This is a genomic window from Streptomyces sp. NPDC001700, from assembly GCF_053596435.1.
Genome location: NZ_JBSFGE010000014.1, coordinates 191,756 through 211,752, shown reverse-complemented (window position 1 = coordinate 211,752; position 19,997 = coordinate 191,756). Strand labels below are relative to the sequence as shown.

The following is a 19,997-nucleotide window of genomic DNA, read 5'->3' as shown; positions in this document are numbered from 1 at the left end:
TGGGCGATATGGAAGGGCAGTGGACACACGTTATGGAATGGTCGATCGAAGGGCGGCTGGCCGGGGCCTGCAACTGCGGCACCCCCTGTCCTTGCTGGTTCGCCGAGGCGCCGACACACGGCTCGTGCGATGCCATCGGCGTCGGCATCGTCGACAAGGGTTTCTACGGCGACGTCGACCTCACCGGCTGCAAGCTGGGTGTCGCGTACCGCACCGTCAAGCACGTCTGGGACGGCGGTCTGAAGGTCGCCGTCTACATCGGCGAGGAAACGCCCGAGGCCCAGTCGGCGGCCATGGAACAGATCCTCACGGGCAAGGCGGGCGGGCTGCTGGCCCTGCTCTTCACCCTCGTCGAGGACTTCAAGGGCATCCGCCGGGTCCCGATCGAGCTGGACGACTCCGGTGAGAAGCCGTACTTCCAGCTGGGCCGGGCCAGCACGATCCCGGTCAAGCCGCTTCTGGGCAGGGACGGCGAGACACCGATCGCGGTGCACAACGCCCTGATGTCGTTCGGCGGGGAACGGCTGCTGGCGAAGACCGAGAGCCGCTTCTCCGATCCCGACCTCGGCTGGGACTGGCCGCTGGTGCACGCCGACTTCGGGCCCATGAAAATGGGGTCCGAGGAGTGACGGCGAGCCCGGCGCGGGTGATCCGGCGCCTGACCCTCACCACCGGTGTGTGGATGGTCGCCGTGTCGGGGCTCGCCTGGTGGTGGATGTACTCCGCGGGCCACATGCCGTCGGTGCCGGGGACGGAGTCGGGAACGGCCCCGGGGATGACGCCGCCGATGGCCGGACACCACGGGATGGACCACGGGAACGCCGCCACGCCGGTCATGTCGCTGGCCGAGGCGCTGATGTTCCTGGCCATGTGGGCCGGGATGGTGGTCGCCATGATGGTGCCGGTGGCGGTCCCCCTCGTCGCGGCGCACCGGTTCGTCACCCGCACCAAGGGGCGCAGGGGCGCGGTGGACACCGCCGTCTTCATCACCGGCTATCTGGTGGTGTGGGTGGTCTCCGGTCTGGTGCCGCTGCTGCTGGTGGCGCTGAAGCGGTGGCTCCTGCCGATCGGCGAGGACAGCACCTGGGCGGTGGCCGGGGCCGGGGCCGTGATCACCGTGGCGGGCGCCTTCCAGTTCACCGGCCTCAAGACCCGCTGCCTGACGGTGTGCCGCAGCCCGCTGTCCTTCGTCCTGACCCATGACTTCGCGGCGGGACGGCTCGGGACCCTGAAGGCGGGGGCGCTCAACGGCCTGTACTGCCTGGGCTGTTGCTGGGCCCTGATGCTGGTCCAGGTGGCGGTGGGGCTGCACAACGTGATCTGGATGGGGGCGCTGACGCTGCTGTTCCTCGCCGAACGCGTGCTCCGGGCCGGGCAGCGCGTCGCGATGGTCACGGGAGCGGCGATGCTGGCGCTGGGAGTGGCGTTGATTCTGGACCCCCTGCTCCCCACTCCGCTCGCCGCCATGGTCACCTGACCCCCTAGAGCAATTCGTCTTAAATGGGCTCCTTTCTGCTCGGGACACCGGTTCCCGAGCAGGAAGGAGCCGACCTTATTGGCCATTCGTCGCTCCGGGGTGAACGGCTAGCCGAGTGGTTAGGCTGTGCCCGTGACTCGAGCCCAACTGAGGGAAGATGGCATGCCTGACACTTCCATGGCCGACTCCGCGGGCAGGTCCGTCACCCCCCGTCAATTAGCCGCGCTCTTACCTGATCTGTCCAAGAGCCGGCCTGCCTATCGGCACCTCGCCCAGGCCATCCGGTCACTGATCCTCGAAGGCCGTCTGGCCCTTCATGTACGGCTTCCCGCCGAGCGCGAACTCGCGGGGGTCCTCACCCTCAGCCGCCCGACCATCACGGCGGCCTACGATCTGCTGCGCGGCAGCGGATACGCCCGCAGCCGCCGGGGTTCCGGGACCTGGACCATGCTGCCGGACGGTCTGCGGCCGGCCGGTGCCCGGCAGCCACTGTCCCCCGAGGACGAGAACATCGACCTGGCGGCAGCCGCCCTCGGGCTCCCCGAGACCATGCTGACCGAAGCGCTCGCCCAGTGCGGGCCCCTGCTCACGCAGCATGTGCACACTCCCGGCTACCACCCCTTCGGGCTGCTCGGGCTGCGGTCCGCCATCGCCGACCGGTACACCCAGCGCGGCGTCCCGACCCTGCCCGACCAGATCCTGGTGACCTCGGGCGCCCAGCAAGGGCTGGTGCTGACCCTGAGCCTGCTGGCCTCCCGTGGGGACCGGGTGCTGGTGGAGAACCCGACGTACCCGAACGCACTGGACGCCATACGCCGCGCCCGGCTGCGCACCACCCCCGTACCGGTCGCCGAGTCCGGCTGGGACGAGGAGATACTGCAGGCCACGCTGCGCCAGACACTGCCACGGCTGGCGTATCTGATTCCCGACTTCCAGAACCCCGTCGGCTGCCTCATGCCCGACGAGCAGCGCGGCGAGGTGCTGCGGGCCACCAGCCGTACGGGGACCTGGCTCATCATCGACGAGACGCTCGCCGACATCGCCCTCGACGTGCCCGCGCCGCCGCCGTTCGTCGCCCACGCCGGGCCCGGCAAGGCCGAGCACGTGATCACCGTGGGGTCGATGAGCAAGAGCCACTGGGGTGGCCTGCGCATCGGCTGGCTGCGGGCGACCCCACGGCTGATCACCAAGCTGGCGCAGCTGCGCGTCAGTATGGACATGGCCGGTTCGGTGATGGACCAGCTGCTCGCCACCTCGCTGATCGTGCGGACGGACGAGATCCTGCTGCCCCGGCTCGCGCAGATCCGTCTCCAGCGCGCCGCGCTGCTGACCGCGATGGCCCGCCATCTTCCGGGGTGGCGTGCGCAGGTACCGCCCGGCGGCCTGTCCCTCTGGGTGGATCTGGGCGAGCCGATCGCCTCGTCGCTGGCGGACCGGGTGCTGGCCAAGGGCGTACGTATCGAGGGCGGCGCCCGGTTCGGCGCCGACCCGGGGACGCACGACAACCGTCTGCGCATCCCCTACACGCTTCCGCCCGAGACGCTGGAGGAGGCGGTGCGGCGCCTGGCGTCCGTCCTGGCCGACGGCCCGCTGTGTTCCACTGTGGCCAGCCCCCACTGGGTCGCCTGACACCACACCTGACGCCACAATCGACAAGGAGAGTCAGATCAACGCGCATTCGGCCCCAGCGGCCCGCTTAGACGTACAGAGCATCAAGAAGGATTTCCCGATCCTCGACCGACGGGTGAGGGACGACAAACCCCTCATCTATCTCGATTCGGCCGCCACCTCGCAGAAGCCGCTCCAAGTGCTGGACGCGGAACGGGACTTCTATCTGCGGCACAACGCCGCCGCACACCGGGGCGCGCATCAATTGGCCGAAGAGGCCACCGAGGCGTACGAGTCCGCCCGGCAGTCCGTCGCCGCGTTCCTCGGCGCTCAGGAATCGGACATCGTCTTCACCCGCAATGCCACCGAGGCGATCAACCTGGTGGCCTACGCCCTGAGCAACGCGTCCGCGACGCGGCCGGGCGGCGCTCCGCTGACGCTCGGCCCCGGCGACGAGATCCTCGTGACCGAGATGGAGCACCACGCCAATCTGGTGCCCTGGCAGCAGCTGGCCGAGCGGACCGGGGCGACGCTGCGCTGGGCGACGATCACCACCGAAGGGCGCCTGGACGAGGCGAGCTTCGACCGGGCGCTCGGCGAGCGGACGAAGCTGGTGGCGGTGACCCACCAGTCGAACGTCCTCGGCACGATCAACCCCATCGCCTCGCTGGCGAGCCGGGCGCACGCCGTCGGGGCCCTGGTGCTGGTGGACGCGGCGCAGTCGGTGGCCCACCAGGCGCTGGACGTGACGGAGCTGGGCGCCGACTTCCTCGTCTTCTCCGCCCACAAGATGCTCGGGCCCAACGGGATCGGCGCGCTGTGGGGCCGCCAGGAGCTGCTGGCGGAGATGCCTCCGTTCATCACCGGCGGTTCGATGATCGAAACGGTGCGGATGGACCGGACCACCTTCCTGCCGCCGCCCCAGCGCTTCGAAGCGGGCGTTCCGCTGGCCCCTCAGGCGGTCGGCCTGGCCGCCGCGATCACGTATCTGAGCGCCCTCGGCATGACGGCGGTGGAGGCGCACGAGGCGGAGCTGACGCGGCTGACCCTGGAGGGTCTGGCCGGGCTGAAGGGCATCTCGGTGGTGGGCCCGGTCACCACCGAGGACCGTGGAGCCACGGTGTCCTTCACGGTGGACGGGATCCATCCGCACGACGTGGGACAGGTCCTGGACGACCAGGGTGTCGCCGTGCGCACCGGCCATCATTGCGCCCGGCCCATCTGTGACCGTTACTCCATTCCCGCCAGCACCCGTGCCAGCTTCTATGTGTATAACACCCCGGAGGATGTGACCGCTTTGATAGCGGGTATTGAAGCAGCGCAGCGTTTCTTCGCGTAATTCTCGTTGCGCCATCTCGCGCGCGGCGGCGGAACCGGTCATGGCCGCTTTGAGACAGGCGTCCCATCTCGCCAGCGGAAGGGTTTTACATCGAGCATGGAAGCGTTCAACCGTCTCTCCCGGGGCGGTTGCTTTCGTGTAGGCGGTGAATCCGCCGGTGAGAATACGAGGTGGACGATGAATGTCGCGCAAGCCGTGATCACCCGGCGCAGCGGCGCCCGATTGCTGGGGCCGGCGCCGACGGACGCGGAACTGGCCGAGCTGGTATCGCTGGCCGGGACGGCGCCGGACCACGGACGGCTCTCACCCTGGCGGCTCATCAATCTTCGCGGCGAGGCCCGGCGCGCCCTCGGCGAGGCGATGGCCGACGCCGCGGAGGGCGGGACGCCGCGCGAGCGTACGGTCGACAAGGCGCTGCGGGCTCCGCTCCTCGTCACGATCGTCTTCCGGCCGGAGGACCGCCCGAGGATTCCGCGCTGGGAGCAGCTGGCGGCCACCGCCTGTGCGATCCAGACGCTGGTGCTGCTGCTGCACGACCGGGGCTGGAGCAGCAGTTGGCGTACCGGCCCGTCCACCGAGTACGCCGAGGTGCGCAAGGTGCTGGACATCGGTGCGGACGAGCAGTGCCTCGGCTGGCTCTACGTCGGCACGGAGGAGGAGACCGGGTCTTCCTTCGTGCGGCGGCCGATCGACGGCCACTCGAAGTTCTCGTCCATCGGCGCCCTGGTGCCGCAGGCGTAAGGCTCCGCCGTAACGGCCCACCGTCCCGCGCACCCCCGGTGCGCGGGACGGTGTCGTATTACGCCGGGGAGCCGACCTGGGCCGCTGGGGCTTCGGCGGTCTGTGCCGCGAGGTACGCCAGGGCGGCGCCGGTCATGGCCCGGACACCGGCGGCGATGGTCGGGCCGGGGACCGGGGCGAAGGTGGAGGAGTGGTTCTGCGGGATGTCCTCCGCGAGCCGGTCGTTGAGGAGGGCGGTGTGGAACTCCTCGGGGTCGTTGCCGCCGAAGAACCAGAACACCGAGGGCACCCCGGCGGCGGTGCCGAGCACCCCGAAGTCCTCACTGGCGGTGTTGGGGCCCATGGCGATGACCGCGTCGGCGCCGAAGACGGCCTCGTGCGCGGCCGCGACGCGCTCGGTCGCGGCGGGTTCGTTGACGGTGGCGGGCAGCTGGTAGCGCGAGGTGATCTCCGGTTCCCGGGGGGCACCGGCCGCCAGCGCCTCCGCTTTCGCGAAACGGCTGATGGTGTCGACGACTTGCTGGCGCACGCCCGGGGAGAACGTGCGGATGTTGACGCCGAGTCGTGCCTCGTCCGGGATGACGGAGGCGGTGAGCCCGGCCCGTAGATACCCCACGGTGACGACCACGGACTCCTGGGCGGGCACGGTGCGGGACACGATGGTCTGGAGTCGGCCGACCAGGGAGGCCGCCATCACCACCGGGTCCACCGCGGATTCCGGTTTGGAGCCGTGGCCGCCGCGGCCGAAGAGCCGGATGGTGAGGCTGTCGGCCGCTCCCATCACGGTGCCGGGGACCTTGGCCACCATCCCGGCCGGGCCGGGCCCGACGTGCTGGCCGAGGATGATGTCCGGCTTGGGGAAGCGGTCGAAGAGGCCGTCGTCCACCATCGCGTGCGCGCCGAGCCCGCTCTCCTCGGCGGGCTGGAAGACGGCGAGGACGGTGCCGCGCCACGCGTCGCGGTGCGCGGCGAACAGCTCGCAGGCGCCGAGCAGGCAGGTCACATGGATGTCGTGCCCGCAGGCGTGCATGACGGGCACCTGGGTGCCGTCCTCGCCCGCTGCGGTGACCGTGGACGCGTACGGCAGTCCGGTCTGTTCGCGTACCGGCAGCCCGTCCATGTCGGCGCGCAGCATGACCACCGGCCCCGGGCCGTTGTGCAGGACCGCGACCACCCCCGTCCGGCCGATGCCCGTGGTGACGTCCCATCCGGACCCCGTGAGCCGGTCGGCCACCACGGATGCCGTGCGCTGTTCCTGGAAGGCGAGTTCGGGGTGGGCGTGGAGGTCCTGGTACAGCTCCTCCAGGCGCGGCAGGGCGGCATCGATATGGGCGTATATGCCAGTCATGAATTCTCCCTACTGCCGGTACTCTTCGAGAAATCGGCTGGTGCGGACGATGGCGTCGGTGAGCGTGTCGGAATCGGCCAGCGTCACGAACCGCAGACGGTTCGGGGTGGGCCAGCCGAAATCACTGCCCGGGGCCACGAGGATGTTTTCCTGGTGCAGGAGGTCGAGCATCAGACGGCGGTCGTCCGTGATACGGGACATCGCCTTGCGGTGGCCTGCGAACACGTACAGCCCGCCGCGCGGTTTGACGCAGCGCATTCCCACGTCGTTGAGCACCCGCCAGGCGAATTCGCGCTGCTCCGCCAGGCGGCCGCCCGGCAGGGTCATCGCGGTGGCGTCGCGCCCGCCGAGCGCGGGGGCGATGGCGTGCTGCGCCGGTACGTTGGGGCAGCCGCGCAGGGTGGCGAGGGCGCCCAGGGCCTCGGCGAACGGCTTCGTACGGCGCGGCGGACCGGTGACCAGGAGCCAGCCCGCCCGGTAGCCGCCGACCCGGTAGGCCTTGGAGAGGCTGTTGAAGGTGAGGCATACGAGGCCGTCGGCGAGCGTCGCGAGCGGGGTGTGCGTGGCGCCGTCGAACAGGATCTTGTCGTGGACCTCGTCCGTGAACAGGATCAGGCCGTGCCGTCGGGCCACCTCGGCCAGGTCGCGCAGCACCGCCCGGCCGTAGACGGCGCCGGTGGGGTTGTTGGGGTTGATGACCAGCAGGCCCTTGGTGCGCGCCGTGATCTGGCGCTCCAGGTCGGCCAGGTCCGGCTGCCAGCCCGCTTGCTCGTCGCACCGGTAGGGCACGGGCGTGGCCCCGGCCATGGTGACGGCTCCGGTCCACAGCGGGTGGCCGGGCAGCGGGACCAGGACCTCGTCGCCGTCCTCCAGTACGGCCTGGGTGGCCATGAGGATGAGTTCCGAGGCGCCGTTTCCGACGTGGACGTCGTCGATGTCGACGCGGGGCACCCCCGCGCTCACGTAAGTCTGGGCGATGGCCCGGCGGGCGGTGGCCAGGCCCTGGGGGTGCCCGTATCCGGGGGAGTCCGCCAGCGCGCGGTGCACATCCAGGACGAGGCTGCCCGGTGGCTGGAACCCGAAGGCCACCGGGTCCGCCTTGTGCAGCCGCAGGACGCGGTGGCCGCTGCGTTCGAGCCGATCGGCGGCGGTCAGGGCGCCCGTGGTCATGACGTTTCTACGGTGACCGGTTTCTCCACCACGACCGGCTCCGGCTTGGCGGTTGGGGGCGTCAGGGACAGCCGTGCCCACTGGGCCAGGCCGACGCACGCGAGGACCAGGACCGCGGCGGCCAGCGTCCAGGCGCTGATCGACTCGTCCAGCAGCAGCGCCGCCCACCCAACGGTCAGCAGGGGCTGCAGCAGCTGGATCTGGCTGCCACGGGTGACGCCGACCCGGGCCAGACCGGGGTACCAGGCGCAGAACCCGAGGAACATCGAGAAGATCGAGACATAGGCGAGGCCGATGAGGGGCTCGACCGCGATGTCATGGGGCGGGGACACCGCGAGCGACACCGCCGTGATCGGCACGGTGAGCGGCAGGGAGAGGACCAGGCCCCAGGAGATGACCTGCCAGCCCGGCATCATCTTGGAGAGTCGGCCGCCCTCGGCGTAGCCCAGGCCGCCGGTGATGAGGGAGCCCAGGAGCAGCAGGTCGGCGAGGGCGAGTCCGTCGAGTCCGTGCTGCAGGCTGTACGCCACGATCACGGCGGCGCCCGCGGCGGCGGCCCACCAGAACAGCGCGCTCGGCCGCTCCCCGCGCAGACGGCCGAAGACGGCGGTGGCCAGCGGCAGCAGCCCGGTGACGACAGCGGCGTGCCCGGAGCTGACGTGCTCCAGGGCGAGCGCGGTGAAGATGGGATATCCGGCGACGATGCCCACGCCGACGAGCAGAAGGGGGATCATGTGTTCCCGGCTCGGCCGGGGGACGCGCTTGACCATCAGCCAAATGGCCGCCGGGATGGCGGCGATGACGGCACGGCCGATGCCGATCGTCCAGGCATTGAAGGACGGCAGCGCCTTTTGCGTGGCAGGAAAGGTGAGGGAGAAGGTCACCACGCCCAGCACGGCCAGTAAGAGCCCCATGCCGTTCATGGTTGGCGACGTTGTCTTCGGGGATTTCATGCTCTTTCTGCCTCTTCTGGGGTAAGGGGGATGGGCCGGGCCTATCGGGCCCGGCCCATCACGTTAGAGCGTTCCCGTGTCCTGATCCCTAGCCAATCTTCAGGTCGTGGCTTGGTGCCGATGGGAGCTGCTGCTCAGGACTTCCGGTAGTCCGCGAGGAATGAGCCGATACGGGTGATGGCGTCCGCCAGCTGCTCGGTGTCGGGGAGGGTGACGAGCCGGAAGTGGTCGGGGGTGGGCAAATTGAATCCCCTGCCGTGGACCAGGAGAATTTTCTCCTGCCGCAGCAGATCCAGGACGAGCTGTTCGTCGTCGTCCACCGGATAGACCGACGGGTCCAATTTGGGAAAGGCGTAGAGGGCGCCCTTGGGCTTGGTGCAGCTCACGCCGGGGATGTCGTTGAGCATGCGCCAGGCCGTCTCGCGCTGGGCGTGCAGTCGGCCGCCGGGGAGCACGAGGTCGTTGATGGACTGGCGGCCGCCCAGGGCGGTGGCGACCGCGTGCTGGGAGGGGACATTGGGGCACAGGCGCATGTTGGCCAGGATGTTCAGCCCTTCCAGGTATTCCCTGGCGTGCGCCTTGGGGCCGCTGACGGCCAGCCATCCCGAGCGGTAGCCGCATACCCGATAGGACTTGGACAATCCATTGAACGTCAGACAGAGAAGGTCCGGGGCTATCGAGGCCAGCGGAATGTGCTCGACGCCATCGTAGAGAATCTTGTCGTATATCTCGTCGGCGCACAGGAGAAGCTGGTGGCGTCCCGCGATCTCGGCGATGCCGCGCAACAGGGCCTCGTCGTAGACCGCACCCGTGGGATTGTTCGGATTGATCAGGACGATGGCCTTGGTCCGGTCGGTTATCTTCGCCTCGATGTCGTTGAGGTCGGGATACCAGTCCGCTTTCTCATCGCAGATGTAATGGACCGGCTTTCCGCCCGCGAGGCTCACGGACGCCGTCCACAGGGGGTAGTCGGGCGACGGGATGAGGACTTCGTCCCCGTCGTCCAGGAGGCCCTGCATCGCCATCTGGATGAGTTCGGAGGCACCGTTGCCGAGGTAGACATCGTCGATATCGATGCCCTCGACGCCCTGGGTCTCGTAGTACTGGACGACGGCTCTGCGCGCGGCGACCAGCCCTTGCGAGTCGCCGTAGCCGTGTGATTCGGCGAGGGCGCGCTGCATGTCCAGCACGATGTCGGCGGGGGCTTCGAAGCCGAAGGCAGCGGGGTTTCCGGTGTTCAGCTTGAGAATCCGGTGCCCCTCGCGTTCGAGGCGCTTCGCCTCCGTCGCGAGGGGGCCGCGGATGTCGTAGCAGACATCGGCTAATTTGGCCGACTGACCGAGCGTCGCCAACGGCCGGGACACCGCGTCGGCTTCCCTTCCGTCATGCCGACGACCACCGGGCGGAATTGAAATGATGCGCCCCATTTTCTCGCTCCCCATCGTGACACCCTTCGTGTGCGACCCCGGCGGAGAGTTCTCCTCCGGTACGCCCTGAGGGTAGCGAAGCGGGCCTCCCGCCGCCCCGTGACAGTGGTTACTCGGCCGCCGACCCGGCCGAGGCCAGCAACGCCTCGACCTTGCTGCGGCAAATGCCGCACCCCGTGGTCGCCTTGGTGCTGCGGGCGATCGCCGCGATGCTGCCCGCCCCCTGGGCCCAAGCCTCCAGAATCCTTTTCTGCGGGACGTTGTTGCAGTAACAGACGGCGATATCGGCCGCCTTCTGGGCGGATTCCTCCTCCCCTATGTCCTCCCGCCGCAACAAACGCATGACCTTGGCCTGCGTCAGCCGGGTACCGGCGTGATAGTGCTCGATGAACGGCGCGGCATCCGACTCCTCGCCGCCGAGCACCAGGGCACCGCTGATACGCCCCTCACGCAGGACGATCCGCCGGTAGGCACCGCGATCAACCTCTTCGACGGCGTGCACATTCGGGCCGTCCGGAGCGTTGGACTCCCCCATCACGGTCAGTTCGATGCCCGGCGCCTTCAAACGCGTGACGGCCGGGGGAATCGTCGCGGGGGCGTTCTCGTCACGCACTCCGGTGATGGACTCCGCGGCGATTCGGGCGTGCTGCCAGGCCTCGCCGACCAGTCCGCTGACGACGCCCCGTAATTCCGCGCAGTCGCCGATGGCGTAAATGGCGGGATCGGCGGTGCGCATGTCCTCGTTCACGAGTACGCCTCTGCCGACGGGGAGTTCCGCCGCCACGGCCAGCGCCGTATTCGCCTCGAAACCGCAGGAGAGGACGAGGAGGTCACAGGGAACCCACGCGCCGTCCTCCATCCGCACCCGCCGCACCCGCCGGTCGCCCGCGACCTGGGTGATCGTGGAGCCGAGATGGACGGTCACGCCGAGGGATGTCAGTTTCCCTACGACGAGATCCGATGCCGTCTGGTCGAGCTGGCGGTTCATCACGACCTTGTCGGCGTGCATCACCTCCACATCGGCCCCCCGGCTGACGAGGGCGCGGGCCGTTTCCAGGCCCAGCACGCCACCGCCCACGACCACGGCGCGGGAGCCCGGTTCGGCGGCGCGCAGGATGCGGCGGCAGTCGTCGAGGGTGTGAAAGCAAGCGGCGCCTTCCATTAGTTCCCCGGCGTCACCGAATAGGCCCGCGATCCCGGCCGGTATACGCGGGGTTCCCCCAGTCGCCAGGACGAGCGCGTCGTACGGATGCTCAATACCGTTGCTATCCGCGACCGTTCGGCGCTTCCGGTTGATCGCCACGGCCCGTACACCCGTTTCCACGGTGGCCGTTCCCTGGTCCTCCGAGAGAGGAATCTCGCCCTCGTTCACCATCCCCGACAGAACTTCGGTCAGCATGGTGCGGTTGTAGGCGGCGTGCTCTTCCGCAGCAAGGACAGTGATGCGCGATTCCGGGTCCCGGTGGACCAGTTCCGCCACCGTCCGCGTACCGGCCATGCCATTCCCGATGATGACAATACGCTTCTTCATGTCCGTCCCTGTTGACCGCCGAATGGATCGCCAATGGATCGCGTATCGATCGCGAACTCGGATATGTGAGCATCGTGATCTCATCAGCATGGCGCACGACCACGGCTCAGGGTCCGTGGCCCATCGGCCTGATCAGGGCATGCCCGGAAGCGGAAGTCGCCGGATGTCGCCCCGGGCGTTGGCCTGAAGAGCCTCAACGACCACGGTCGACGCCGGACACAAGCAGGAAACGATCCCCCAAACCGCATGTGCCGGACATGGTGCCCTAGGGGCGTTTGTCCCGCTATGGTCGCGTTGCTTTGGTGACATGCACATATCTAGCTTGGGTGCGTCGGGAAACGAACGGGGTCGGTGCGTCACCCGATTCCGGTGGTGTGGGACGGACATCGACAGAATCCGTCTGCTCGATTACTGCTTCTCGGACGAAGGTGGGGCTTGACATGCGCGAGAATTACGCTGCGTCAACACTCGGGACTACCGCACAGGGAACGCATCGAGAGCAGGCCCAGGCACTCTACGAACTGGCGCTCGAGGACATCGGCTGGACGCCACATGGCGCGATGCGACGACTCGGCTGGCCGGAACCGGCGCTTGAGGACAGCATCCGATTGCTCAATCGACTAGGTCTCTTCGCCGAAAGCGGCAGCACGCCAAGTGGCTGGATAGCACTGCCGCCACAGAATGCGCTGGGGGATTTGCTGGGCGAGGCGAAAACCCGGGTGGCCGACTTCTGCGCCGACATGACCGCCGCCTGGGACAGCGCCTTTGACACGCTCACCGTGTTCAAGACCTCCTACATGAGCCACATGGACCGCAGCCGCGTCACGGTGGTCGAGGACCCGGCCGACATCGCGGCCACGCTCGAAAGGGAGATCCATGGCGCCGCCAGCGAGGTGACGCTGCTGGGATCCGGAAAGTTACTGGCCAACTCGCTGAAACCGGTGTGCGCGTCCACTCTGGACCGCGGCATCATGCTGCGCTGCGTCGTCAGGTCGTCCACGGCGGGCGTTCCGCAGCCGGTGAATATCGTTCGCGAGCTGCTGGGCAAGGGGGCGGAGTTCCGCACGTACCCCACGCTGCCCCTGAGCTTCGCCCTCATCGACCGTTCCACCGCGCTGTTCGGCGCTCCGCCTCATCCGCTCGCCGACGGCGCCCACCACCGGCGCATGATCGTGATGCAGAGCCCGCTGGTCAATGAGGTCCTGCGGTCCGTATTCGACCACTACTGGTACCAGTCGTCTCCGTTCATGACGGAAATATGCAAAGGAGCCGGAGAGAAGGGCGCCGCGGATCAGGAACGAAAACCCTTCGTCGTGCACGCCCCCACCAGCATTCGCCAGACCTCGCAGCCCGACAACGTCCAGCAGGCCACCCTGCTGCGCATGCTCGCCGGTGGCATGACCGACCAGGCCATATCGCGGCGGCTCGGTGTGCACGAGCGGACCGTGCGCCGCAAGGTCGCCGAGATCACCGCGAGCCTCCAGGCCAGCAGCCGCTTCCAGGCCGGGGTGAACGCGGCCAAGGCCGGATGGCTGGACGACGAGGTATGCGAGCTGCCGCCCGAGGGCAGCCGGACCGCCTAGGGGGTTGCGAGGGTGGTCGGGGAAGCCGCACGGTCGGCAAGCACCGTCATATCCGGATGAAGTCCTCGGCCGCCACCCGGCGCAGTTCCCGTACCGCCCGCTTCGGAGACACCAGGCCGGGCACCGCCAGCACCGGGCACTGGACGTGCCCTCGTACGTAGCGGCGTACCGGTGCCCATCGCGCCTCCGCGCGCGCCCCCACCACCAGCACATGCCCCTCTTTGGCGGCCACGGCGCTCAGCACCCTGCCGGGTTTGCCGCGCACCGCCAGCTTGCGCACCGGTACATCGGCCGGGGTGCCGCCCAGCGCTTCGTCGAAGGCCTGATCCAGGCGCCCCCGAGCTTCCTCCCGCCAGCGCCCAATCCACTCCTGGTTGCAGTTGCGAGCGGAGAGCGCGCGCCCTTCCGGGGTCTCCCAGGCGATCACGGCGGTGAGTTCCCGTCCGCTGTCGCGCGCCTCGGCCACAGCCGCACGCAGGGCCGCCAAGCTCGCCAGCGAGCCACTGACCCCCACCACTACGCGCTGTCCGGTCATCTGGGCTGCTGTCTCCTCGCCGTCGGCCTGCACGGGGCTTCGAAGGTGGCATGAACAGCGGCCAGGTTGGATGGCCACTGTCCAGGCACTGCTGGCAGTGCGGTCACCAATCTTCTGACAGGCGGGGCGCGGGCGGCATAGCCAATCGCAAAGTAGTGGTATGGAATCGGGGCCTACGGACTTACGGGCCTACGGGCCTACGGGCCTACGGGCCTACGAGCCGCGCGAGCGGTCAGCCGATCCGATCGCTCGCGCGGCGCGGCGGCTACGCGGAGTCAGTCCTGCACGGACACCGAGGGTTTGGCGTCCTCGGCATCTTCAACAGCCTCCGTACGCCCGCCTCCCCAGCGGGAGCGCACCACGGGGTATCCCACCGCCAGGAGGACGAACCACACCGCGATGACGTAGAGCGCCACGCGGGTGTCGGAGTTCCAGGCGATCAGTACGACGATGAAGGCGAAGAACGCCAGGACCAGCCAGTTCGTGTACGGCGCCCCGGGCATCCGGTACGACGACCGCGGGGTCGTCTCGTTCCGTACCGCCCGGCGGTAGAACATGTGCGTCACCAGGATGACGCTCCACACCATGATGGCCCCGCCGGTGGACACCGCCGTGATGTAGACGAAGGCATGCTCCGGGTCTACGGCGTTGACCCACACCCCGGTCGCCATGACCACGGCGGAGGCCAGCACCGCCGCGACCGGCACGCCCCGCTTGTTGAGCCGCGCGAGCGCCTGCGGACCGTGCCGGTTCAGGCTCGCGGTGCGCAGCATGCGGGCCGTCGCGTACAGGCCTCCCGCGTTGCAGGAGGACAGCGCGGAGGTGAGGACGACGAAGTTGACGATGCTGGCCGCCCCGGGAATCCCGATCTTGTCGAAGGCGGCGACGAAGGGGCTCGTCCCGGGCTGGAACTCCTGCCAGCTGACGACGGAGAGGATCACCAGCAGCGAGCCGAGGTAGAACAGGCCGAAGCGGAGCGGCAGGCTGTTGATGGCGCGCGGGATGTTCTTGTCCGGGTCCTTGGTCTCGGCGGCCGTGACGCCCACCAGCTCCACGCCGAGGTACGCGAAGAGCACGATCTGCAGCGTCAGCAGCGAATCCCCGATGCCGCGCGGCACGATGCCGCCGTCCGCCCACAGATGGGTGACCGAGGCCGTGGGACCGGCGTCGCTGAAGCCGATGAGGAGCACGCCGAGGCCGATCATGATCATGGCGACGATGGCGGCGACCTTGATGATGGCGAACCAGAACTCCAGCTCCGCGAAGATCTTGACGGAGATGAGGTTCACGCAGGCCAGCACCGCCAGCGAGATCAGGGCGGTCTTCCACTGCGCGAACTCGGGGTACCAGTACGTCATGTACTGCCCGGCCGCGGTGATCTCCGCCATCCCGGTGGTGACCCACATGATCCAGTACGTCCAGGCGGTGGCGTACCCCCAGAACGGCCCCAGGTACTCCCGCGCGTGATCGGCGAACCCGCCCGGGCTCGACCGCGCCGTCAGCAGCTCCCCCAGCGCCCGCATGACGAGATAGAGCAGGACTCCGGCCACCGCGTACCAGATGATCAGGCTGGGCCCGGCCTGCGAAATCGCGGTACCGGCACCGAGGAAGAGCCCCGTACCGATGGTGCCCCCGATAGCCATCATCTGCAGCTGTCGTGACCCCACGGCCCGTCTGTACTCGGTGGGGCCTTCGCTTAACTTGTCCAACTTTCCGTGCCCTTCTCTTGGTGTGGCTGGTCCGGCGCGGAGTATGGCACTCCGCTCTTCCCAGAGCACCTGGATTCCGCTGGTCGCCGCAACGTCTCACCTCCGTCACGGAGTCGGGACGGAAGGCATGCATCCGCCCCGGTGCGGCGATCATGCACATGTGGAGATCGCCGAACTCGTCCTGAAGTACATCGAGGCGCTCGTCTGGCCCGCCGTGACCGTGGGCCTGGTCTGGGGCCTGCGCAGCCACATCCGCGACGCGTTCGCGCGGATGTCCCGCCTGGAGACTCCGGCGGGCGCGATCGAGTTCGAGACGCAGGCGCGGGACGTACTGAACCAGGCGGAAGCGGCGACCATCGCGCCCCCGCCGCCGGCGACCCCCACCCCGCCTCCCTACCCCTGGCCACCGACCCCCGCCACGACCGGGGAGGCGCCGCCCGCGTACGACGCCGTACAAGAAGGCCTCGGCCCCTCCCCCCGCGAGACCCCCACGCCCACGCCCCCGACCGCGCAGCCGCAGCCGCAGCCGCAGCCGCAGCCGCAGGGTCCGCAGATTCCGACGCAGCAAGCACCCCCACCGTCCGTAGCCCCGTGGGCTTCTCCCCCGTACGCGACACAGGCGGACGCGCCCGAGCCACCGCCCTGGCGCGAACAGCTCACAGAAGCCCGCACCATGGTCGACGCGTCGCCCGTTGGTGCCGTCGTCATGGCGTGGAACGCACTGCTCGACGCGATGACGGACGTACTGCAACTGCCGGAGCGCGTCACCGGACACGCCGCTGGTCAGCGGATCTTGCAGACCATGACACATGCCGACCTGCCGCCCGACGCGGTCAGCGTCTTCAACCAGTTGCGCACCCTCCGCAACCGCGCCGTGCACGGCGCCGACATCGTCACACCTGCCGCCGCCCGGGACTTCATCGACAGCTGCCTCCACGTCGCCCGACTGGTCAGAAAGGCAAGGCACCCATAGCTCTCGCGTTCCGACGCGAATACACTGAGTAACGACCGCACCTGCGACCCACATCAAGCGGAGGCAGACATGGCTCGCGCCTGGGAAGCCGACCCGTCCGCGTTATTCGAGCGGCGGCTCGGAAAGTCCGCCAAGGAGCTGGGCCATACCGATGGCCGTGACGATTGCCCGGACATCTGGCGGCTCGACAACGGCGACATCGCCGTGATCGGACGGGACCTCACAGCCGTCTACGGTGCTCAACTGCCGGACGGCGTGACCATCGGCCGCGACGAGCGGCTGGTCGTCATCCCCGGAAACATGCTCAGCGCGGCGAAGGCGGACATCCCCGATGCTTGATCTGCAGGCCCCCACGCTCCCGCCCGAGCAGGGCGAACGGCTCGACCGAGACGCCTACAAGAGCGAGTTCCGGGAACGTGAGGCCGCGATCCGTAACGCCGTCTCCTGGAAGCTGGAGCGCCGCCAGCACTTCGAGGAGCAGGGCAGCCCCAGCCGGGACGCACTGCGCAAGGGGCAGTGGAAAGAGGCGCTGAGGCTCCTCGAAGTCCGGCGTGACGGCCTGCGCGCCACCGCCAAGGAGGACGGAGAGCACGGGCACACCTTTCACCGGGTGCGGATGGTCGAAACACCGCTGACCCCCTACATCCAGTGGGAACTCCACTCCCACCGGCAGCGCGCCGAGTACGGGGAGCGGATCCGGGTCCTGGACACCCCGCACGTGGCCACCGCCGAAACCGGAGGGCCGCTGCCGGAAATCGTGGTGCTCGGCGGCAGCGTTCTCTTCCAGGTGCTCTACGACGAGACCGGGTTCTGCGTCGGCGCGGTCCGCCACACCGGCCAGGACACCGTCAGCGACTGGGCAAGCTATCTGGAGAAGCTCTACGCGGCAGGCGAGGACGTCACGTCGTACTTCGCCCGCGAAGTGGCCCCGCTTCCCCCTCCCCAACTCCCCGCTTGAGGAAGGACCAGACGGATCACCGAGTCCAGCGCAGACGACGGGCACGCCGACAACAGCACACACTCCGATCTCTCAGGCTCCGCCCACGACGTCGTACAGGCCAGGGACATCAGCGGGGGTATCCACTTCCACGAGAGGGACGACGCGGCGAGCCCCACCCCACGGCAGCTACCGGCCAACGTGCCCGGATTCGTCAACCGCACCGACGAGTTGGACCAGTTGAACGCCGTCCTGGTCGGCGAAGACGGCGATCCGCTGGTCGTCTCGGTGTACGTGATAGCCGGGACCGCCGGTGCGGGAAAGACGTCGCTCGCGCTGCGCTGGGCGCACCAGGTGCGGGACCGCTTCCCGGACGGGCAGCTCTACGTCAACCTGCGCGGTTACGACCCCGGGGAGCCGGTCGCCGCGCACACAGCCCTGAACCGTTTCCTCACCGCCCTCGGCGTGCCCGCCTCCTCCGTGCCGCGGGATCCCGACGCCGCCGCCGCGCTCTACCGCTCGCTGCTGGCCGACCGCCGCGTGCTGATCGTCCTGGACAACGCGGCCACGGTGGGCCAGGTGCGTCCGCTGCTGCCCGGGAGCGCCGGGAGTCTGGCGGTCGTCACGAGCCGCAGCCGCCTCGCCGGGCTGGCCGTCCGTGACGGGGCGCGTCGGCTGACGCTGGGCGTTCTGCCCGAGCCGGAGGCGGTCGCCCTGCTCCGCGCGGTCACCGCCGGGTACCGGCCGGACGACGACGCGGACAAGCTCAGCGAGCTGGCCCGGTTGTGCGCCCGGCTGCCGCTGGCCCTGCGTATCGCCGCCGAACGCGCCGCCACCCACCCGCACATGCGGCTGGACGACCTGATCGCCGACCTGCGGGACGAAAGCGCCCTCTGGGACGCCCTCAGCACAGGGGACGACGAGGAAGCCGAAGCCGTGCGCACCGTGTTCGCGTGGTCCTACCGGGCACTGCCCGACCAGGCCGCCCGGCTGTTCCGGCTGCTGGGGCTGCACCCCGGCGCCGAGTTCAGCCTGCCCGCGGCCGCCGCGCTCGCCCTCCTGCCCACCAGCCGGACCCGTCAGCTGCTGGACTCTCTGACCAGCGCGCATCTGCTGGAGCAAACCGGCCCGGATCGCTACCAGTTCCACGACCTGCTGCGCGCCTACGCCGTCGACCAGGCCCAGCACGAGGAGCCACCGCCGGAGCGGGACGCCGCGCTGCGCCGCGTACTGGAGTGGTATCTGCACACCGCGGACGCCGCACAGAGCTGGCTCCAGCCCGCCGAGGACCACGTGGCCCTAGCCCCGCCTTCGGACGGCGTACGGCCCCTGGCGTTCACCGACTACGACGCCGCCGTCGACTGGTCCGAGCGGGAGCACACCAACCTCCTCAGACCGTCCGTACGGCGGCCGCCGCCGGGCATGACCAGCTCGTCTGGCAGTTGTGCGCCGTCCTGTGGTGGGCGAAGTACCCCTCCGCTCCCGGAGCCGACTGGCCGAGCGTGGGCCACCTCGGTCTGGAGGCGGCGTCCCGATGCGGCGACCGCGTCGCCGAGGCCCTGCTGTCCACATGCCTCGGCATGGCATACGCCCAGCTCAACCGCTCCGCGGAAAGCCTCGAACACCACCGCGCCGCGCTGGCGATGTGGCGCGAGGTCGACGACCGCGTCAACGAGGCGCACTCGCTCAACCTGATCGGCCTGAACCACCTCCGCCGGCGGCGATTCGAGGCCGCCGCCCACCACTTCGAGCAGGCCATCGCGACCTTCCAGGAGCAGGCGTCCGCGTACTGGGCCGCCACCGCGTCGTCCAACCTGGCTACGGCCCATCACCGCGCCGGGCGTCTGCGCGAGGCCGCGTCCGCCGGGGAGCAGGCCCTGACCGCACACCGCGCCCTGGACAGCCGCCGAGGCGAGGGCAACATCCTGCGCCTGCTGAGCGACGTCCGGCGTGAACAGGGCGACGTCGAAGAGGCCTTGGAGTGCGCTCACGCCGCCGTCGACATCGCCGTCGAACTCCGCAACCTCCGCTTGGAGGGCTACTGGCTGCTCGCCCTGGGCGACGCGCAGCAGGCCCACGACCAGAGCGCCGACGCCCTCACCACCTACCACCGGTCCGCCACCCTCCACCAGCGCCTCGGCGACCGCAGCAGGCAGGCGATGGCCTGGCACGGCGCGGGCGAGGCGTACCGACGGCTCGGCCGTCACGCCGAGGCCGCCGACTTCCACCGCCAGGCGGCGACCGCCCACCGCGCCCTGGGGGACGCCTGGTACGAGGCGATCGCCCTCGACGGCCTGGCCACGGCCGTGCTCGGCGACGATCCGGAGGCGGCGCGTCGGCACTGGACGGAGGCACTGAGGCTCCTCGCCGACTACGACGACCCACGGGCGGTCGGTGCGCGGTGGCGTCGAGCGGCAGTTGGAGGACGTAGACCGGGCGGGCTGATCACATCCGCTCTACCATGGGTGTGCGCTGGGGAGTTGAGGCGGGCGAGGGGGAGCCATGCCGGTGGAGATCTATCTGACGTGTGACGACGGGGTGCGGGGCGGCGGCGGTGCGATGTCGCTGTACCCGTGGTTGAGCGGCGATCCGGAGTTGCGGCGGATCCTCCGCAGCTTGGGCGCGGTGGACGCGGTAGACGCGGAGCGCGAGGAGTCGGAGTAACC

19 protein-coding genes are annotated in these 19,997 nt (G+C 69.4%); 12 read left to right on the top strand and 7 right to left on the bottom strand.

Translation table 11 applies throughout. The features are described from left to right. Nucleotides 1-32 precede the first annotated feature (32 nt). The 5 genes from ACWC5C_RS25965 to ACWC5C_RS25945 all read left to right on the top strand — a co-directional run bounded on the left by ACWC5C_RS25965 (nt 33) and on the right by ACWC5C_RS25945 (nt 5,165). The gene (locus ACWC5C_RS25965; RefSeq protein WP_450879030.1) at nt 33-629 is read left to right on the top strand and encodes a DUF1326 domain-containing protein; all 597 of its coding nucleotides are present in this window, start codon (nt 33-35) and stop codon (nt 627-629) included. Then, complete coding sequence (locus tag ACWC5C_RS25960; protein WP_450879028.1) at nt 626-1,477, top strand: DUF2182 domain-containing protein; 852 nt, start codon at nt 626-628, stop codon at nt 1,475-1,477. Before ACWC5C_RS25965 ends, ACWC5C_RS25960 begins: the two co-directional genes overlap by 4 nt. A 162-nt stretch (nt 1,478-1,639) precedes the next feature. Continuing rightward, nucleotides 1,640-3,106: a MocR-like transcription factor YczR gene (gene yczR / locus ACWC5C_RS25955; protein WP_450879026.1), complete on the top strand. Its 1,467-nt coding sequence runs from the start codon at nt 1,640-1,642 to the stop codon at nt 3,104-3,106. A 37-nt stretch (nt 3,107-3,143) separates the two neighbouring features. Then, the gene (locus tag ACWC5C_RS25950) at nt 3,144-4,424 is read left to right on the top strand and encodes an aminotransferase class V-fold PLP-dependent enzyme (RefSeq protein ID WP_450879103.1); all 1,281 of its coding nucleotides are present in this window, start codon (nt 3,144-3,146) and stop codon (nt 4,422-4,424) included. Nucleotides 4,425-4,601: 177 nt separating this feature from the next. Next, complete coding sequence (locus ACWC5C_RS25945) at nt 4,602-5,165, top strand: nitroreductase family protein (protein ID WP_385437074.1); 564 nt, start codon at nt 4,602-4,604, stop codon at nt 5,163-5,165. A gap of 58 nt (nt 5,166-5,223) precedes the next feature. Here the strand turns inward: ACWC5C_RS25945 and ACWC5C_RS25940 are convergent, their stop codons facing one another. The 5 genes from ACWC5C_RS25940 to ACWC5C_RS25920 form a co-directional block, all read right to left on the bottom strand. After that, nucleotides 5,224-6,513, bottom strand: coding sequence for an amidohydrolase (locus ACWC5C_RS25940; RefSeq protein ID WP_450879024.1), 1,290 nt, complete (start codon nt 6,511-6,513; stop codon nt 5,224-5,226). 9 nt (nt 6,514-6,522) lie between these two features. Beyond that, complete coding sequence (locus tag ACWC5C_RS25935) at nt 6,523-7,683, bottom strand: aminotransferase class I/II-fold pyridoxal phosphate-dependent enzyme (protein ID WP_450879022.1); 1,161 nt, start codon at nt 7,681-7,683, stop codon at nt 6,523-6,525. Next, nucleotides 7,680-8,597, bottom strand: coding sequence for a DMT family transporter (locus ACWC5C_RS25930; RefSeq protein WP_450879020.1), 918 nt, complete (start codon nt 8,595-8,597; stop codon nt 7,680-7,682). The genes ACWC5C_RS25935 and ACWC5C_RS25930 overlap by 4 nt, the downstream gene beginning before the upstream one ends. Before the next feature lie 173 nt (nt 8,598-8,770). Beyond that, nucleotides 8,771-10,000 carry a pyridoxal phosphate-dependent aminotransferase gene (locus tag ACWC5C_RS25925; RefSeq protein ID WP_450879018.1) on the bottom strand — a complete coding sequence of 410 codons (1,230 nt, stop codon included), beginning with the start codon at nt 9,998-10,000 and terminating at the stop codon, nt 8,771-8,773. A 172-nt stretch (nt 10,001-10,172) separates the two neighbouring features. Then, the gene (locus tag ACWC5C_RS25920) at nt 10,173-11,594 is read right to left on the bottom strand and encodes an FAD-dependent oxidoreductase (RefSeq protein ID WP_450879101.1); all 1,422 of its coding nucleotides are present in this window, start codon (nt 11,592-11,594) and stop codon (nt 10,173-10,175) included. A 440-nt stretch (nt 11,595-12,034) separates the two neighbouring features. Here ACWC5C_RS25920 and ACWC5C_RS25915 point away from each other — a divergent pair, with 440 nt between their 5' ends. Continuing rightward, nucleotides 12,035-13,177, top strand: a complete 1,143-nt coding sequence (locus tag ACWC5C_RS25915; protein WP_450879016.1) for a LuxR C-terminal-related transcriptional regulator — start codon at nt 12,035-12,037, stop codon at nt 13,175-13,177. A 46-nt stretch (nt 13,178-13,223) separates the two neighbouring features. On the opposite strand, the gene ACWC5C_RS25910 is transcribed toward ACWC5C_RS25915, so the two are convergent. After that, nucleotides 13,224-13,712, bottom strand: a complete 489-nt coding sequence (locus ACWC5C_RS25910) for a universal stress protein (protein WP_450879014.1) — start codon at nt 13,710-13,712, stop codon at nt 13,224-13,226. Between the two features lie 275 nt (nt 13,713-13,987). Next, nucleotides 13,988-15,358, bottom strand: a complete 1,371-nt coding sequence (locus ACWC5C_RS25905) for an amino acid permease (RefSeq protein WP_450879099.1) — start codon at nt 15,356-15,358, stop codon at nt 13,988-13,990. 223 nt (nt 15,359-15,581) lie between these two features. On the opposite strand from ACWC5C_RS25905, the gene ACWC5C_RS25900 reads away from it, so the two are divergent. From ACWC5C_RS25900 to ACWC5C_RS25875, 6 genes are all read left to right on the top strand, one after another. Next, nucleotides 15,582-16,394 (top strand): hypothetical protein, encoded by an 813-nt coding sequence (locus ACWC5C_RS25900; protein ID WP_450879012.1) that lies wholly within the window; start codon nt 15,582-15,584, stop codon nt 16,392-16,394. A gap of 69 nt (nt 16,395-16,463) precedes the next feature. Further along, the gene (locus ACWC5C_RS25895; protein WP_450879011.1) at nt 16,464-16,733 is read left to right on the top strand and encodes a hypothetical protein; all 270 of its coding nucleotides are present in this window, start codon (nt 16,464-16,466) and stop codon (nt 16,731-16,733) included. Further along, nucleotides 16,726-17,352 (top strand): DUF6879 family protein, encoded by a 627-nt coding sequence (locus ACWC5C_RS25890; protein ID WP_450879009.1) that lies wholly within the window; start codon nt 16,726-16,728, stop codon nt 17,350-17,352. The genes ACWC5C_RS25895 and ACWC5C_RS25890 overlap by 8 nt, the downstream gene beginning before the upstream one ends. Before the next feature lie 180 nt (nt 17,353-17,532). Continuing rightward, the gene (locus tag ACWC5C_RS25885) at nt 17,533-19,026 is read left to right on the top strand and encodes an ATP-binding protein (RefSeq protein ID WP_450879007.1); all 1,494 of its coding nucleotides are present in this window, start codon (nt 17,533-17,535) and stop codon (nt 19,024-19,026) included. Then, a complete protein-coding gene (locus ACWC5C_RS25880) occupies nt 18,912-19,862 on the top strand; it encodes a tetratricopeptide repeat protein (protein WP_450879005.1) in 951 nt (316 codons plus the stop codon). The genes ACWC5C_RS25885 and ACWC5C_RS25880 overlap by 115 nt, the downstream gene beginning before the upstream one ends. Next, nucleotides 19,834-19,995, top strand: coding sequence for a hypothetical protein (locus tag ACWC5C_RS25875; protein ID WP_450879003.1), 162 nt, complete (start codon nt 19,834-19,836; stop codon nt 19,993-19,995). Before ACWC5C_RS25880 ends, ACWC5C_RS25875 begins: the two co-directional genes overlap by 29 nt. Nucleotides 19,996-19,997 lie beyond the last annotated feature (2 nt).

Coding starts and splice junctions, on each gene's coding strand:
- ACWC5C_RS25965 (WP_450879030.1), top strand. CDS start 33: ATGGAATGGTCGATCGAAGGGCGGCTGGCCGGGGCCTGCAACTGCGGC.
- yczR (WP_450879026.1), top strand. CDS start 1,640: ATGCCTGACACTTCCATGGCCGACTCCGCGGGCAGGTCCGTCACCCCC.
- ACWC5C_RS25945 (WP_385437074.1), top strand. CDS start 4,602: ATGAATGTCGCGCAAGCCGTGATCACCCGGCGCAGCGGCGCCCGATTG.
- ACWC5C_RS25940 (WP_450879024.1), bottom strand. CDS start 6,513: ATGACTGGCATATACGCCCATATCGATGCCGCCCTGCCGCGCCTGGAG.
- ACWC5C_RS25935 (WP_450879022.1), bottom strand. CDS start 7,683: ATGACCACGGGCGCCCTGACCGCCGCCGATCGGCTCGAACGCAGCGGC.
- ACWC5C_RS25930 (WP_450879020.1), bottom strand. CDS start 8,597: ATGGGGCTCTTACTGGCCGTGCTGGGCGTGGTGACCTTCTCCCTCACC.
- ACWC5C_RS25920 (WP_450879101.1), bottom strand. CDS start 11,594: ATGAAGAAGCGTATTGTCATCATCGGGAATGGCATGGCCGGTACGCGG.
- ACWC5C_RS25915 (WP_450879016.1), top strand. CDS start 12,035: ATGCGCGAGAATTACGCTGCGTCAACACTCGGGACTACCGCACAGGGA.
- ACWC5C_RS25910 (WP_450879014.1), bottom strand. CDS start 13,712: ATGACCGGACAGCGCGTAGTGGTGGGGGTCAGTGGCTCGCTGGCGAGC.
- ACWC5C_RS25905 (WP_450879099.1), bottom strand. CDS start 15,358: ATGATGGCTATCGGGGGCACCATCGGTACGGGGCTCTTCCTCGGTGCC.
- ACWC5C_RS25895 (WP_450879011.1), top strand. CDS start 16,464: ATGGCTCGCGCCTGGGAAGCCGACCCGTCCGCGTTATTCGAGCGGCGG.
- ACWC5C_RS25890 (WP_450879009.1), top strand. CDS start 16,726: ATGCTTGATCTGCAGGCCCCCACGCTCCCGCCCGAGCAGGGCGAACGG.
- ACWC5C_RS25880 (WP_450879005.1), top strand. CDS start 18,912: ATGGCATACGCCCAGCTCAACCGCTCCGCGGAAAGCCTCGAACACCAC.
- ACWC5C_RS25875 (WP_450879003.1), top strand. CDS start 19,834: ATGCCGGTGGAGATCTATCTGACGTGTGACGACGGGGTGCGGGGCGGC.